16 protein-coding genes are annotated in these 16388 nt (G+C 42.4%); 11 read left to right on the top strand and 5 right to left on the bottom strand.

Translation table 11 applies throughout. The features are described from left to right. Nucleotides 1–9 precede the first annotated feature (9 nt). Both MAMP_RS05305 and MAMP_RS05310 read right to left on the bottom strand, forming a co-directional pair. Nucleotides 10–1068, bottom strand: a complete 1059-nt coding sequence (locus tag MAMP_RS05305) for a 3-deoxy-7-phosphoheptulonate synthase (protein WP_007144963.1) — start codon at nt 1066–1068, stop codon at nt 10–12. A gap of 350 nt (nt 1069–1418) precedes the next feature. Further along, nucleotides 1419–2438: a TIGR03790 family protein gene (locus tag MAMP_RS05310; protein ID WP_158005155.1), complete on the bottom strand. Its 1020-nt coding sequence runs from the start codon at nt 2436–2438 to the stop codon at nt 1419–1421. Nucleotides 2439–2557: 119 nt separating this feature from the next. Between MAMP_RS05310 and MAMP_RS05315 the strand changes: the two genes are divergently transcribed. The 5 genes from MAMP_RS05315 (at nt 2558) to MAMP_RS05335 (ending at nt 7481) form a co-directional block, all read left to right on the top strand. Next, a complete protein-coding gene (locus MAMP_RS05315) occupies nt 2558–3010 on the top strand; it encodes a DUF2127 domain-containing protein (protein ID WP_007144967.1) in 453 nt (150 codons plus the stop codon). A gap of 82 nt (nt 3011–3092) precedes the next feature. Continuing rightward, nucleotides 3093–4739, top strand: a complete 1647-nt coding sequence (locus tag MAMP_RS05320) for a GGDEF domain-containing protein (protein WP_007144968.1) — start codon at nt 3093–3095, stop codon at nt 4737–4739. 123 nt (nt 4740–4862) lie between these two features. Then, entirely contained in the window at nt 4863–5297 is a 435-nt protein-coding gene (locus MAMP_RS05325) for an OsmC family peroxiredoxin (protein ID WP_007144969.1), read from the top strand. A gap of 77 nt (nt 5298–5374) precedes the next feature. Further along, complete coding sequence (locus tag MAMP_RS05330) at nt 5375–5770, top strand: VOC family protein (RefSeq protein WP_007144970.1); 396 nt, start codon at nt 5375–5377, stop codon at nt 5768–5770. Between the two features lie 61 nt (nt 5771–5831). Further along, a complete protein-coding gene (locus MAMP_RS05335; RefSeq protein WP_040576409.1) occupies nt 5832–7481 on the top strand; it encodes an OpgD/OpgG family glucan biosynthesis protein in 1650 nt (549 codons plus the stop codon). Nucleotides 7482–7587: 106 nt separating this feature from the next. Here MAMP_RS05335 and MAMP_RS16295 read toward each other — a convergent pair whose 3' ends face one another. After that, entirely contained in the window at nt 7588–9276 is a 1689-nt protein-coding gene (locus MAMP_RS16295) for a glycoside hydrolase family 76 protein (RefSeq protein WP_007144972.1), read from the bottom strand. Between the two features lie 208 nt (nt 9277–9484). Here MAMP_RS16295 and MAMP_RS05345 point away from each other — a divergent pair, with 208 nt between their 5' ends. The 5 genes from MAMP_RS05345 (at nt 9485) to MAMP_RS05365 (ending at nt 12765) form a co-directional block, all read left to right on the top strand. Continuing rightward, nucleotides 9485–9880: a GFA family protein gene (locus MAMP_RS05345; RefSeq protein WP_007144973.1), complete on the top strand. Its 396-nt coding sequence runs from the start codon at nt 9485–9487 to the stop codon at nt 9878–9880. Further along, the gene (locus MAMP_RS05350) at nt 9881–11092 is read left to right on the top strand and encodes a hypothetical protein (protein WP_007144974.1); all 1212 of its coding nucleotides are present in this window, start codon (nt 9881–9883) and stop codon (nt 11090–11092) included. It begins immediately after the preceding gene. A gap of 51 nt (nt 11093–11143) precedes the next feature. After that, a complete protein-coding gene (locus MAMP_RS05355; RefSeq protein WP_007144975.1) occupies nt 11144–11773 on the top strand; it encodes an NUDIX hydrolase in 630 nt (209 codons plus the stop codon). A 35-nt stretch (nt 11774–11808) separates the two neighbouring features. After that, nucleotides 11809–12273 carry a DUF2059 domain-containing protein gene (locus tag MAMP_RS05360; protein ID WP_007144976.1) on the top strand — a complete coding sequence of 155 codons (465 nt, stop codon included), beginning with the start codon at nt 11809–11811 and terminating at the stop codon, nt 12271–12273. Nucleotides 12274–12468: 195 nt separating this feature from the next. After that, on the top strand, nt 12469–12765 hold the full coding sequence (locus tag MAMP_RS05365; protein WP_007144977.1) for a DUF3861 family protein: 297 nt from the start codon (nt 12469–12471) through the stop codon (nt 12763–12765). Nucleotides 12766–12775: 10 nt separating this feature from the next. On the opposite strand, the gene MAMP_RS05370 is transcribed toward MAMP_RS05365, so the two are convergent. After that, nucleotides 12776–13705 (bottom strand): DMT family transporter, encoded by a 930-nt coding sequence (locus MAMP_RS05370; RefSeq protein WP_007144978.1) that lies wholly within the window; start codon nt 13703–13705, stop codon nt 12776–12778. A 102-nt stretch (nt 13706–13807) separates the two neighbouring features. Here MAMP_RS05370 and MAMP_RS05375 point away from each other — a divergent pair, with 102 nt between their 5' ends. After that, nucleotides 13808–14695 carry a LysR family transcriptional regulator gene (locus MAMP_RS05375; RefSeq protein WP_007144979.1) on the top strand — a complete coding sequence of 296 codons (888 nt, stop codon included), beginning with the start codon at nt 13808–13810 and terminating at the stop codon, nt 14693–14695. 54 nt (nt 14696–14749) lie between these two features. Here the strand turns inward: MAMP_RS05375 and MAMP_RS05380 are convergent, their stop codons facing one another. Then, nucleotides 14750–16021: a cation:proton antiporter gene (locus tag MAMP_RS05380; RefSeq protein ID WP_007144980.1), complete on the bottom strand. Its 1272-nt coding sequence runs from the start codon at nt 16019–16021 to the stop codon at nt 14750–14752. Between the last annotated feature and the right edge of the window lie 367 nt (nt 16022–16388).

Consider the following 16388-nt stretch of genomic DNA (forward strand, 5'->3'; position numbering starts at 1 on the left):
CCATTTTTGCTAGACATCGCGTTTACGTAATTTCTGATACAGCGCTGTTAACAAGGCTTCGGTGTCGTTCCAGCCCATGCAGGCATCGGTGATAGATTGACCATATATAGGTTGATCTGAATCATTTTGTTTACCCGCTTCAATATAGCTTTCCAGCATTAGCCCTAATATGCCGCTGTTACCAGCAAGATGTTGATCAACCACATGGTGGGCTATTTCCATTTGGCGTTCATATTGTTTTAGTGAGTTGTCATGGCTACAGTCAATCAGTACTTTTTCGTGACAGTCATTGGCTGACAGTTGACTAAGCGCATGATGTATTGAGTCAGCGTCATAATTTGTCAGCCCTTGTCCTCCACGCAAGATAAGGTGGGTGTCAGGGTTGCCTCGGGTATTAATAATACTGATTTGTCCGTCATCATCGATACCAAGTGTATGGTGTCCGCGCGATGAAGCATGCATGGCATTGATCGCACTGCTTATCCGGCCATCGGTGCTGTTTTTGATACCTACCGGGCAGGGCAGATGACTAACTAGTTCACGATGAGGTTGAGACTCTGATGTACGTGCACCTATTGCTGCCCAGCTGATAAGGTCATCCAGGTAACTCATCACCAGAGGATGCAGTGCTTCGCTAGCCAGTGGTAAGCCTAACGCTGACAATTGCAGTAATACCTGTCTTGAACGGTGTAAACCTAAAGCCATGTTGCCACGACCGTCTCTTAACGAATCGTAGGCAAGTCCCTTCCAACCATGGGTTGTTCGTGGCTTTTCCACGTAAGAACGCATCACAATCAGCAACTTATCATCCACTTGCCTGGCAAGTTTTGCCAGTCGTTTTCCATAATCTAAAGCAGCCGCTTCATCATCAATCGAGCATGGACCAACAATAACCATGAAGCGATTATCATGACCATTTAATAGCCTAACGATCTGCATCCGTTGTTGCTGAATTTGTGATGATAACTGAGTGTTTAGTGGCAAAGTGTCTCTGAGTTGCCTGGGGGTAGGCAATTTCAACTCATCTGAAGCTAACTGATGTTGTTGACGCTGAATGGTTGAGGTCATGAGATGTGGCTCCTTAAACAGTGGAGACCGGACTGAGTCAGAATAGGCATAGCAAATACTCTCTACATATAAAAAAACCCCGGTGGACTGACTGACCATTCGGGGTTCTTATGGTAGTCAGCGAATGCCGGACTACCTTGAACTATTAATTAAGTACTATAGGTGAGCCGGCTTCTGGCTAAAAAAATAGCCATAAGCAAACCACCAAAACATAACAACGCTATCTACCAGAGGCAGATATTGCCGAATTTGATTTGAAGCAAAGGTTGTTTGTGAGTTCATGAGTTGAATTCTAGGCTATCAAATCGATTTTGAAAACCTCTTGTCCTTATTAATTATTGACTGTGAGTTTAATGACACCACGGACAGGCAAGGGGTTCACCGATAAAAAGGCCTTCTCCAGGTTGCTGTACGGATTTCCAATAGGCTTCTATTAAGCTATCACCACCAACATAGCTTGGGATGAGAATTTGTGCATTAGGAAATTTTTGTGGGTAGTTGCAAGGTTCAATAACGGTGCCATAGCTCCCTGTCGCTCCTGCCTCAAGCCAGCGAAAGGCTTTCATCTGACCTTGACTGCTAATGCCTGCGCCGCCGGTAGAAGTAAGATGATCAGCAATAGCGCCCGGGAGATAATGATTGCTTTTGATATCAGGTACCTGTGTGTAGCCGGTCAGATAAAACAAAATATTGTTTTTATTCTTAATACTGGTGCCCTGTGATCGAAGATGATCATCAACATAATGAATTTGTAATCCGTTTTGTTCTGGCCAGATATCAGCAAGTTTCTTGAACATCCGCCAGCGCGTGCTTCGTTGAACATCCTGAGTTCGAACTAAATAGGCATCTCCATGTGGCTGGCTATTGTCAGCTTTCACCCCTCTGTCGATCAGTTCTTTAACTTCGTCAAATCGAGGACCAGTCAACATCATAGTCAATCGAATGGTATCGCTTTGCCACAGTTGATGAGACTTTGCATTAAAAAAAGGACTGTTAGCTGTCATATGGCAACCTGATATGTGGCTTTTATTGTGACTGCAATATTTTTCGTCAAAGCCTAAGCTAAATGCACTGGTGATAGACATACAGCCAACACGATACGGAGCATGCCAGGTCAGCAGTAACACTTTTATCTGGTCAGTTAAATACGGTTTAATTTGTTGTTGAATATCGGCGAATTGGCTGGGACTTATCGTGCTATTGTTTGCTGTGCTTAGTTTTATGCCGACAAGTTGTGACTTCGGTACAGCACGCTTTTGGAGATAATAATCAGCAATCTTTTTCGACAGAGAATCATGTTGTTTGAATAAAACAAGCACATTTTTCCCTGTGAGTTGTTTTACCTGGTCAGCAGAACAGGGTAGAACCATCACAAAAACTGAAACTGTAAGAAAGAGAAGTTTTAATATTGATGACAAGTGACATTACTCATTGCGGTGAGTAGTTAGTCTAAGCAAGTAAAAAGCCTAAATCAATGAAAGGAAAATGAATGAATAGGTCACCAGCTGGCTTACGTTTAATAGCGATAATGGAGGCATCAAAGGGGACGATAGCCTTATTGATAAGCCTCGGACTACATGAGTTAATGGGCCAAAATCTTCAGCAATTGGCTGAAAAGCTTATTAATCATCTTCATCTTAACCCAGCCAGTTATTATCCGGGTCATCTGTTACAGGCACTGGCGGATATAAACAATACGAAATTGATTATAGTGACAATCGCAGCGTTGCTTTATAGTTTTATCCGCTTTGTTGAAGCTTATGGTTTATGGCATCAGTATCGCTGGACGGAGTGGCTGGCTTTAGTCAGCAGTGTTGTATATTTACCTTTTGAGCTTTACGAACTCTACCAAAAAGTTACTTTATTAAGCTCACTGTTATTGATGATCAACACCTTGGTTGTCGTATATCTAGCCACTGTTCTAAACAAAGCCAGAACATAAAGTAACATTATTATGCTTGTGTACAAGTTAAGCTGTGATTAGTATGGGCAAATAGCCTACGAATCAGGTAAAGGTCTTTTTGATGCGTGATAAGTCTAGTCCCAAGACAGCGGAAAAGTGGCGTGAGCAATTCATCGAACTTAGCCATGAACTTGAGCAGCAAAAGTTATACGAACAGTTATTGGAACGTGGTCTTTCCCGTTTAGCATTGGCTGCCAATGGCATCGATGGTTGTCTTGATCCGCACCTTGATGCACTTAGAAAAAATCTTCGTGCCTCTGTCACCGATAAAACGGAGGTGGAGAAAACTCTTGCGGAGATAGAATCTGCAATCACGGCGATGGATGCCAAAAAAGCATCTAAATCGGATATTGCTCAACTGCTTATAGCGTTGATCGATAAAATCAGTTGGCCGAAAACGCAAAAAAAACAGTTTGATAAACTCCGCAAACGTGCTGAAAAAAGTTCTGATAAACAATTATCAGAGATTCTTGATGAAATCGCCCATCTAATCGAAGAAAGTTTTTCAGCAAAAAAAACAAAAGACCGAAATGGTTTTTTTTCACAGTTTTTACCGCTGAAACAGACAAAGTCCTCTTACACTGTTGTAGAGACTGACTTATCAGAGCAGGAAAGCAATGATGACGATAAGCCAGATTTTATTCATGAATCACGAAAAGATGACTTTACTCCACAGATATTACTGACCGTATTACTGGAGAGGCTATCACTACCGACAGAGTTGAGTTCAAAAGCATCGCAATTAAGATTAAAAATACATGATGGCCTCAAAACGGAAGATGTGCCTGAAACCATATCTTCTATTGCGGATCTGGTCAGTGAGCTCAGCTCATCTGCCATGGCAGAAAAAAAAGAATATGAAAAATTTCTGCGAGACTTAACAAAGAAAATTACCTCGCTGGATAAATATCTGTATGAAGTGGTTAAGCAAGACCTCTCTGCTTTTGAACAAAGGCACAAATTGGCCGGAGATGTTGAGCAGACCATGGTTGAGTTAAGGACAGATATGGAAGGTGCGGCGGATTTTGTCGAAATAAAGTCTGTGCTTAGTCAACGTCTGGATCACCTCAATGAGCAGATTACTAATTATCAGCAAGCCGATAATACCCGCTTTGCTGAGTCTCAAAAGCAGATTGAAGCGTTAACACAGCGTCTGCATGAAATGGAGTCTGAAGCAAACGAACTCCGACTGGCTACCAGTAAGGCCCGTGCGTTGGCAATGAAAGATCCCTTAACCGGAATATGGAACCGTCAGGCTTTAACTGAAGTGCTACAGACGGAATACAGCCGCTGGGCTCGCTACCAAAAACCCCTAACCATGGTGGTGTGGGATGTTGACTACTTTAAAGCGGTAAATGACAAGTTTGGCCATAGTGCAGGGGATGTCGTGTTAAAAACCATCGCTCGCATTTTTAAAGACTCCACACGCCAGGCGGATTTTATCGCGCGCTTTGGGGGAGAAGAATTTGTTGGTTTGTTTCCTGAAATTAATTTAGAGCAAGGGTTGGAGATGGCGAATAAAATTCGTCAGACAATCGAAAACACGCAATTCCAACATAATGGTATCTCTGTTCCGATAACAACATCTGCCGGTTTAGCGACCTTTGAAAAAGGCGACACCATTGAGGATGTTTTTACCCGTGCCGATAAAGCTTTGTATGAAGCCAAAGGGCAGGGTCGAAATAATTGTCAGATAGAAAGAAAGTAAATTCAGGAACTATTCACAGCAGTATGACTGTCAACTAATACAGATATTCAATTAAGACAATGTGAAGTCGTTTGAATATCGTTAAGGTTAATCCTTATTTTTTGAACTCAAAAAGGAGACAGTATGAGTATTGTGAAGACTGGTTCGGCCATCTATAAAAGCCTCGGCAAAAAAGGAGAAGCCAGCGTCAGCACTGAAACGCCGGCACTCAAGGATCATCCTTATGGTTTTACTAGTCGATTTGAGGGTGGCAAAGGCACCAATCCCGAAGAACTCCTTGCAGCGGCCCATGCGGCCTGCTTCACCATGGCGCTCTCTTTTGCATTGGAAGGAGAAGGCTACAAAGACGGTGATTTAAAAACCGACGTATCTATCTTTCTCGATGAAGACGGTGATGGCTTTCGTATTAGCCGATCAAAATTATCTCTTACCGCGAAGGTGAAAGGTATCGATGAAAAAGAATTTGATCGTATAGCTCATGAAACTAAATTAGGTTGCCCTGTGAGTAAGTTATTTAATGCCGATATCGAGTTGGAATATACGCTTAACGCCGCATAAAAGCGTTCAGTAGAACTATTGGCCTCACATAATAAATAGTATTTGATTATGTGAGGCCATTTTTATGGATACCAATTATGCATATTAAGTCACTGGACCACCTTGTTTTAACGGTTAACTCGATTAACGACACGGTTGATTTCTATTGTCATATTTTAGGAATGGAAAAAATCGTCTTTGCAGAGAATCGTGTTGCGTTATTATTTGGTAGTCAAAAAATTAATCTGCATGAGCGTGGTAAAGAGTTCGAACCCAAAGCACAATATGTCAGGACTGGAAGTGCTGACTTATGTTTCATCGTAGAAACACCGTTAACCAGTGTTATTGCTGAACTTAACCATAAACAGGTAAAAATTATCGATGGTCCAGTGATGAGGACAGGTGCTCAGGGCGCTATTGAATCTGTTTATCTTTATGATCCAGATGGCAACCTTATTGAATTATCTAACTATATAGAGCCTTCGGCTCGGTAAAAATAGTCAACAGCAATCAATTTGCATGTTTGTCAGCAAGTATTTTAATCAGAGTGAGTTTATGGAATTGAACCTAATCCTTAAGAAAAATGATAAACCTAGTTTGAGTCAGGCCAGCGCATCATCTACCTTGCTAAGGCATATTGCTATTGCTTGTGCATTCGCTATCGGCCTGGCCACCAGTCAGCTCAGTTATGCCATTACTGATCCTGTGTCGCCACCGGCAGGTGAGAAATTCAGCTATGCCTGGTTAAAAGGCTATGCCAGAGCATTATCTGAAAAAGCCTATATCAGCCACAAGGGCGAGTTACCCAAAAGCATTAAAGGTATGAGCTGGGATGATTATCAGCAATTACAGTTTAAAAAAGATAAGGCACTTTGGCGAAATGATGATAGTGAGTTTCGTGCGGAGCTTTTTCATTTAGGTCTGTATTTTGATACGCCAGTACATATCTCAGAGCTAAAAGATGGCAAAACAACGCCGATTGAGTACTCATCTAAAATGTTTGATTATGGCAAAACAGGGATTGATGGTAAGACATTACCTGAAGACTTAGGTTACGCCGGATTTAGAATGCAATTTCATACTGACTGGAAACGGGACGTGATTGCTTTCCTGGGGGCCAGCTACTTCCGTGCCGTGGGTAAAGAAATGCAGTACGGTTTATCTGCACGTGGATTGGCGGTGGATACGGCGATGCCTCGACCTGAAGAATTTCCGATGTTTACCCATTTCTGGTTGGAGCAGCCAAAGCCGGGCAGTGATATTACCACTGTCTACGCACTTCTGGATTCTGAAAGTGTGACTGGGGCCTATCGTTTTGATATTCAACCAGGTGACCGACTGAAAGTGAAAGTGGATGCAGCACTGTATCCGCGTAAAGCAATTGAACGTTTAGGTATCGCACCGTTAACCAGTATGTACATGATCGGTGAGAACGATAAACGCACAGACTGGGACTGGCGACCTGAAATTCATGACTCCGATGGCTTATCAGTTCATATGGGCAATGGCGAGTGGATTTGGCGTCCGCTGACAAATCCTCGTAATCTGAGATTTAATGCCTATGCCGACAATAATCCACAAGGATTTGGCCTGATGCAACGTGATCGCAAATTTGATCACTATCAGGATGATGGGGTGTTTTATGACCGCAGACCCAGTCTCTGGATTGAACCGGAAGGCAATTGGGGGAAAGGTTCAGTACAGTTAGTTGAGATCCCGACCCTGGATGAAACCTTCGATAATATTGTGGCTTTCTGGAACCCAGACAAACCTGTGAAACCAGGTGAAGAATTACTTTATAGTTATAAAATGTATTGGGGTGGTGTGCCACCAGTTGAGCCTGAACGTGCCAAAGTGGTAGATACGTTTACCGGCATTGGTGGCGTAATAGGTCAACACCGTCAGTATTACAGTAAACGATTTGTCATCGATTTTGCCGGTGGCAGTTTGCCAATGCTAGCTGATGATGCCCAAGTGAAACCTGTCATTACGACTTCTGCGGGTAAAGTGGAAATTACCTCAGCTCGGCCTCAGCATGCAATTGATGGATACCGGGCCATGTTTGATGTGGTGCCACCCGATAACAGTACAGATCCGATCAATCTGCGAGTTTACCTTGAAGCTGGGGGGCAACCTCTAACGGAAACCTGGATTTATCAATGGACTCCGCCACCGCAAAATGAGCGGGATTTACATAATCCTTAACAATAAAAAAGCAGATGTTTAACATCTGCTTTTTTTATGTGTGACATAGTGGGATAGTTATATAAAGGCGGCCAGTATTTGATTGACCTGCTCAGCTATTGGCCTATTAATTATATTCACCAGCGCGTAATAACGGTAACAGTTCTGTTAGTGGACGTTCAGGTAAATCGATAAAAACATCTTTATCATCAGGCTCATTGTCCAACATACTTAATAAGCCGTTTAAGCCATGGCAAACGGCATCCGTTCTTACTTTCTGGCTACTGAAGTTATTGATAAAACCACCTATAGCCTGTTTGGGATTAGTAATATTGTAGGTATTGTTTTCGTTATAGGTGTTTTGTAATAACCAGCGACTGGTTTTACGCATAGCATCACGATACTGATCACAGTCACCTAATTTCTGTTGTTCACAGAAAGGTACCATTTCTCCCATGACTTCATTGATCCAGCCATTACCGCTGGTTGTCATGGCATCGAGGTAGCGACCATGATTATAGGCATCGTCAGGCTGGTTGATCTGTCGCTCTAATAGTACGTTGCCAATTTGTAAAATAGTTTTTATGTAAACGGGTGTGGGATCAACTTTAGCCAGATCGATTAAAGCCATCATTATCCAACTGGATGATATGGAATTAGCCGGACGATATTCATCACCGACCAGTGCGCCATGCAGGCCGACCTCACGAATTAACTGGCTGGCCACTTGTTTGGCACCCTCTAAATAGCGTTGATCTTTTGTTATGGCATAGAGACGAGAGAGGGCAGATACCACCTGACCGGAATAAAGAATGGACTGTTTGTTGTTGTAGTTCCACTTATCATCTTCGCATTGAGCAACCGGTGTCACAGTGCCATCATCATGGATCATCTTGAGTAGCCAGTTGCCAGCCGATTGCGCGGATTGCAGGTATTTCTCTTCATCAGGTGTCATATTGTGGAGCAACAACAGGGTAAAAATCGTTTTAGATGTGGTACCAACAACAATACGACAGGTTTCTTCATTAGTTTCAGGATCGACACCATAATCGAATCCACCTGCATTGGGGCCTGATGTTAACTGTCTGTCGAGTAGAAACTGTGCCATGCCTTCAAAGTAGGATTGCAACTCGATATCTTTCTGGTGTTGATTTAGACGTATTAGTGTATTTAATGTTGTCGCTGAGTAAGTCGTTCGCAGCAGTTTCTCAGATGTATCATGCTCGGCGTCATAAAACTTGAAAATACCGGAATAGTCATTATTAATGGCACGTAATAAATACGCTTTACTTTGCTTTATTTGATTCTCAATACCTTCTCTATCAACATGACGAACGATGACGCGATCACCCTGAACCTCATAAGCGTTGTCTTCATTATTTACCATGGCATAAACGTGATCTGGGTGATAGTCGAAACTCACTTTGAAATAATAGTCATTCAGATCGGTTTTAGACGTGATAACCGTATCGGCTAACGATGCTTGTGTGGCTTGCTGCAGTGTTTCTGTCAGTGAGGCTCCCGATGCATCTCCTTCACCAAACACGTTACCTTCGTGATAACTGACAATGTGAACACGCCAATGCGTTTGCTGATAATGGTTATTCCATTCTTTTTCTAATTGAGTGAGTGCTGTTTTGGTTGAATTATCTTCATTTTCCATGGCTATGCTACGCACATAACGAACCACTTCATGCCTGAAGGTTTGATGATCTATCTGTAATGCCTCGTTCTCTAACTTTGTTTCTGCGACATCGGCTTGTACCAGAGGCATAAACAAAACAGTCACACATAAGGTGACAATCAATCTCATCATACATATCTCCTTTTGAAACCAAAAAGTAAGAAGGATTGTGTGTTGGAGTGATGAAATACGAAATATATCCATACCAATTAAGAATTATTGAAAATCGCACATTCAGAAAAAGGGGATGATCGTGTAAGCTTTCTTAAGAATGACCACATTCATTCATGGTTAACACTAAATTAGAGTTGCCATTATTCACATTTGTTATGAGGTAGGTATGTTGAAAGGCAGTTGTTTGTGTCAGTCTGTTCAGTATGAGATTGATAGTGAACTCGGACCCACGATGATCTGTCATTGCCAAAATTGTCGAAAAGCCAGTGGCTCTGCTTATGCGATTAATGCGGCTGTAGAGAGCAATAAGTTTCACCTTAATACTGGCGAGAAGGCGATAGCCGAATATGAATCTTCACCGGGTGTTTTCCGGGTGTTTTGTCAGCACTGTGGTTCACAGCTTTATAGTAAACGTAGCACCATGCCTGAAATTATACGGTTACGTTTAGGCACACTCGATACGGCGGTCGATATCAAACCACAAGCCCATATCTTTGTGAGTTCAAAAGCATCTTGGCATCAAATTTGTGATGACGTCCCTCAGTTTGCTGAACGCCCATAAATGCAGTCTTCAGTAGTTTTGAATACTGTCATTATTGTTATTGCCTCAGCTGTAGCAGCTTATCTGGCTTTTTCTAAACGCTTAAAACAGTCCTCATCATGGAAAGCAACAGTCACGCCGCTGGCATCCATCATGGGGAGTGGTTTCCTTATTAGCGCACCACTACTGGCAAATACGGTAGGCAACTATGCTGTCTTATGTATGGTGGCATTATTGCTTATAGCCTATGCCGTTGGACATGCTATTCGTTTTAATATTCGTCACTTTGAACCGATAGAACATCAGCAGGGAACCGCACAAAACGTCGCTTTTTTGTCGAGAATTGTACTGGCTGCCGCCTACTTTATTTCCGTGACTTATTATTTACAGTTGCTTGCTGCTTTTGTATTAAATGCTGTTGGTGTAAGTGGTGATGTTTATGCCAATATCATTACCACGGCTCTGTTAGTAGCGATTGGCGGTATTGGCATGTGGCGTGGGTTAGACGAGTTGGAGAAAATCGAAACCTATGCTGTGAGTCTAAATCTGGGAATGATTGTCGGGCTTCTGTTTGCATTATGTGCATACAACATACATTTACTTCTGGGCGGCGAGTGGCGGTTACCTGATATGTCCTCAGAGATAAATCTGCATGATTTTCGGGTATTACTGGGCTTATTGATCGTGGTTCAGGGCTTTGAAACTTCACGTTATTTGCAAGATGAGCATTCAGCAGATGAAAGAATTCAAACCATGCGTAGGGCTCAAATTATCTCTGCCGTGATTTATGTGATGTTTATCAGTCTGTCGACCGTGCTATTCCACTCCGGACTGGATGCCGATGTGACAGCTATCACTAACATCATGCTACCTGTTGCTGTGGTTTTGCCAATATTAATTTCTATTGCTGCTGTGGGTAGTCAGTTCAGCGCCGCGGTTGCCGATACCTCAGGTGCCGGTGGTTTGGTGCAGGATATTGTGCAGCACAAGCTATCTATTCGATATGTTTATCTGATTATTATGGTTGTCACCATCATGCTTACCTGGGCAACCAATGTGAATGAAATCATTGCTTATGCTTCTCGTGCGTTTGCATTATTTTATTTTCTGCAAAGTCTGGTGGCTTCTATTGTTGCGCATCAGCAAAAACAGACCTGGCAAAGTCGTTTTTTTGCGTTGATTTCGATAATGTGTTTTAGCGTATTTGTTTTTGGTATACCTTCTGGTGGCTAAAAAGAAATGAGTCGTATCGACGTTAAACTCTTATGATGCGAGGAAGAAAAAATGGAAAACATTTGGCTGCAAGCGGTAAAGCGCATACATGCTATTGCAGAGACAGGACGTGAATTTAGTCATAACGAATATGATCTTGAACGCTATCAGGATATTTCAACACTAGCTCAGCAACTGTTGGCTTCATTAGCTAATACACCCTTAACCGCGATTGAAAATTTATTTCGCCCTGATGTCGATGATGGCGGTTACATTACACCAAAAATTGATGTTAGAGGCGTCGTATTCAAAGATAAACGTGTATTACTGGTGAAAGAAAAGATTGACGGTTTGTGGAGTTTACCCGGTGGTTATGCTGATTTAGGTCTATCGGCAGCTGAGAATACCGAAAAAGAAGTGTTTGAAGAGGCCGGAATTATTGTCAAAGCGTCACATTTATATGCAGTCAGACATAAAGCTAAAGGTGAATATACACCGGATATCCGTGATTTTTACAAGCTTTTTTTCTTATGTGAAGCGCTGCCGGAGCAAGAAATAAAAGCTGGGATGGAAACGGATGATGTGGGCTATTTTTCGATTGATGATTTGCCACCCTTGTCCAAAGGGAGAGTGATTGCCACTGATATTCATCATGCTTGGGAGTTTGTGTGTAATCCTGCTCGACCTACCTTATTTGATTAGACCAACATTTATTTTTAATACCCTATGGAGATGAAATGAAATTTATTCAATTTTTTGCTCTGGCATTACTGTTAGCTGCCAGTCAGATAACCCTCGCTGATACGGCATCAGAAAAAGAAGCGGCTGAACTGATGGAAGCGGTCGGCATGAAGTCAGCATTAGAGCAGTCAATGGAACAGATGCTGGATGTGCAAATTAACAATAACCCATCATTGGCGCCATTTCGTTCGGTGATGTTGACGTTTTTCAAAAAGTATATGAGTTATGAAAGCTTAAAGCCTGACATTATTCGAATTTATGCCGACGCGTTTACCGCACAAGAGTTAAAAGATATCCGTGATTTTTATGGCAGTAAAACAGGGCAAAAAGCGATTAAATTGATGCCTCAGCTGATGCGCCAAGGCGGTGAAATCGGTGCTAAACGAGTACAAGCTCATATCGGTGAGTTAGAGGCGATGATTAAAGCTGAAGCGGAACGCCTTAAAAAAGAAGCAAAATAAGTTTAATAATTCAACCCGGTAGCTGCGTATGCTATTGGGTTGAATTTCATTGTCATATCTTTGCATAGTTTTACACGCTCATTAACTCAGCTTTAACTTTATATCAGTAATACTCTTTGGCAACGATGAGACGCCTTCCATGCTGACTGTAACTGGCTCATCGTTATCCATTTTTGCCAAGAGGAGTCATTGCTAATGAAAAAGCCGATGAGGGTCACATTACAATCTGTGACGAATCAAGAAACAAATATCTATGTTGCCTCACCGCTGTCATTTCATATCGATAGTCAGGATGAGTTATTGATGATGGCTGAATGCCTGCAAAAGCGGGGAGACTTTACTACAGAGTCTGCGGCGTCATTTGCACTGGGCTTGAAGTTACTCAGTGATGCGATGGCTGAAAACAAAAACAAAGCCATATTTTCTGATTTTCAACCATTTTTAAACACTTCATGGATCTGCTCAAACAGTCTTCTCAACAGGAGATGCTAACTCGATATGGCTAACTCTTAACGAGTGTCATTTGTTGCCTGTAGCGTAAAAACAGATTGTTTGAAATTAATGCCGTTATCACGATGGCTGCTCCAAGTATTTCTGCATGACTAAATGAGCGACCATTGATTACCCCAATGGTAAATGCGGTAATAGGGACAAAATTAATAAATAAAACACCATTTACGGGACCGAGTAATTTAATGCCCGCATTCCAGCTTAAGACGGCAATTAATGCCCCCATAATGACCAAATAAGCGATGGTCCAATGAAGCTCACCAAGTGTTGCCAGGGTGGGTGTATGAATATCATGATTCATGGTTAGTACAAACGTGATGATACCGATGGCAATGGCACCCAATACACAGGTAATGGTGGTGTAACGAAGTGGAGACCAGTCTGGGAAGCGTTCTGCTCCCATCGTATAAGCGACCCAGCAGATAGCACCGCTCAGGAATAACAAATCCCATTCCAACTTACCCCCAGCAAAGGCTTGTTGTGGGTGATCACTGGTTATCACTAAAAACACACCAAGAAATGCAGCCATAATTGTCACTAAGGTAAAGGTATGGGGTTTATGGCCTTTTAGAAACCAGCTAAGTAAAACCGTTATCATCGGCATCATGGCAATAATGACGGCGCCATGTTCTGGTTTAGAGTGTGTGAGTCCGCTAAACGCCAGCAGATTGAATCCTGCAAACCCTAATGTACCGAGAAAAAGTAATGGTAATAATCTGTTATGAAGCCGAAATGCTTGTTTGCCTTCAACACACCATAAGATGACGACAAAAAGCACAGCAGCAATTCCATAACGAATCAGCGTGATGTAGTAGGGATCAATAATCTCTAAAGCAGGCTTAGCTATAGGAAACATTCCACCCCATGAAAGTGTGGCAGCAAGCAGCATCACAATCCCCCAGCTCATATTTTTTGTATCCATCACTCGATCCTTTTTTTACCGTGGTGTTATTGTAACTTTTTCCTATAAATCTATAATTGATGTTTTTAGAAAATTATTGTTTCTGAATATTTAGGAATGGTTATGCAATCGCTGGATGATATGGTGATCTTTGGCGCTGTAATTGATGCAGGTGGATTTACTGCTGCAGCAAAACAACTAGGTATTTCAACACCTGTAGTAAGCAAAAGAATTACAGCATTGGAAAAAGAACTCGGAGCAAGACTGTTATTCCGATCAACACGCCGGTTAAGTTTGACTGAAGAAGGCCGTATTTTTTATCACCATTGCCGTAAAGTAATATCGGTAGCTCATGAAGCTGAGGCGGCAGTGACGTATTTAAACGATACACCCCGTGGTTTATTACGCATTACAGCACCGGTTACCTTTGGATCACATCAGGTGGCTGAAGCGATTCCAGGTTTTCTTGATGAATATCCTGAAGTGTCTGTTGAAATGGATGTTAGTGACAGAACGGTTGATTTGGCCGATGAAGGTTACGATATTGCTATTCGTTTAACTCGAGAGCCGCCACCACTGTATGTGGCTAAACTCCTTAGCACAACACATCGCGTTGTTTGTGCATCACCCGCGTATTGGCAGAAGTTTGGCAAACCAAAGGTACCGGCAGATTTGGCAGCGCATCAAGCCATTGTTTATACCCCCAATCCGACTTATAACCATTGGATTTTTGAAAAAAACACGGAAATAGAAACGGTTGAGGTCAAAGGGCGGTTTAATGTCAATAACACCGATGCGATGTTGGAAGCCGCTATTGGTGGCATGGGGGTCATTATGTTGACGTCCTATACCGTCGATAAAGCTATCGCATCAGGACAGTTAGAAGCGGTGCTGGAAGAGTATGAAACGCCGGGGGCAAATATCTATGCGATGTATTTGCCCACTATGTATTTATCGAGCAAAGCCCGGGCATTTATTGATTATATGAAAGCATGGTGTCAGAAAAAATGAGATGGCTGCAGTCAGAAAAAACGACATGACATGTTAGCCATGCCGTTTATTTCTCTATGCTGATTTCTGAGCTTCAATACTACGTTTAATCAGTGGTGCAATGGTTGAACCCTGAACAACGATTGAGAAAATCACCACAACATAGGTCATCATCAATAATAGGGTGTGGTAATCGACACCATTTACAAATAAAACTTCTTTTGGAATAGAGGCTGCCATGGCCAGTGCCAGACCGCCACGCAAGCCTCCCCAAGTCAGGATTTTAATAGCGTGTGCGTCGTAGGTTCTGAAGCGTTTAAAACCAATATAAGGAACAGCGACGCTAGCAAAACGGGCCAGAAGAACCAAAGGAATCATCACCAGTCCCAGGCCGATTTCTGTCCAGCTAACTGGCAGAATTACTAACATCAGGCCGATTAACAGAAAAAGAAGCGCATTTAGGAATGCATCTACCGTGTGCCAGAAGTGTGACAAGGTAAACTGACTATGTTCCGAGAAACCGACGGTACGGGTGATATTGCCGATAACAATACCACTCACCACCATGGCTAGAGGTCCTGAGACATCAATCACATTGGCTAATGCATAACCTGCACTTGGAATACATAAAGTAATTAGCAGTTCAATACTGGAATCATTACTACGACAGATACACCAGTGAGCTACAAAGGCCAGCACAGCGCCAAATACGATACCGCCAACCGCATCCACCAAAAACAGCTCTGCTACCCCAGAAAAGGTAGGTTCAGCACCTGAGAACGCTAAAGCAAAGATAGTGGTAAAAACGACCAGACCGACACCGTCGTTAAACAGCGATTCACCTTCTACCTGCACAGATATTTTTTCAGGTGCGTTCATCTTTTTGATAATCGCGAGTACGGCTATCGGATCCGTCGGGCTGATTAATGCGCCGAATAACATGCAATAAATTAATGGCAGGTTCCAGCCCAAAAGACCTAATACCCAGAAACTGGCATAGCCAATCAATACGGTAGAAAGTAGGGTGGAGAACAACGCCATGATGGTGATTTCCCAGCGTTGCTGACGAAGCAGATGTAAGTCAATTTCCAGGGCGCCAGCAAACAGAAGAAAGCCTAACATCCCTTTTAATAACAAAAGATTAAAGTTTAATCCCTGAAACGCTTCGCTGATGGAAGCGGCCAGATCATTACCACCAAATTTAATTAATGCCATCAACAGAAGTGACATGGCTACTGAGCCAGTGGTGATAGCAATAGTCGTTTGCAACCTCAGTAGATATTGATTAGCAAAAGCAATAAATACCGACACCGCCGATAAAAAGCAGAGGAAATACCAAGCGTTCATGGGTTGCTCCAAATTTTTAAATTTTAAGATCTGTTTTCAGAGCAAACGCATTAGCGCTACTGTGAGAACAGTACTTAAATATTGACTGAATCAATGGTGTGTAGAGCTAAAGTCGAGCAATTTGTTCCCGATCACATAGCCACAAAATATGATCGCTGTGAGACAGCATTGTTATCACAGAAGTGATGCCAAAATTGGAATTTGCTAATAGACAAATCGAGATGTGGGACCTTACTACTTCTGCTTTGAACATTTCAGCCATCGTTCAGACAAGCGCGACAAGTTTAATGCTATTCCATCGGCCTGTAAAAACTAATTTTGTCAGTTTTAACGGTCGCTATGAAAATGGTTAATTTAGTATTAGCAA

Source organism: Methylophaga thalassica MP (assembly GCF_000214595.1).
Lineage (GTDB): Bacteria > Pseudomonadota > Gammaproteobacteria > Nitrosococcales > Methylophagaceae > Methylophaga > Methylophaga thalassica.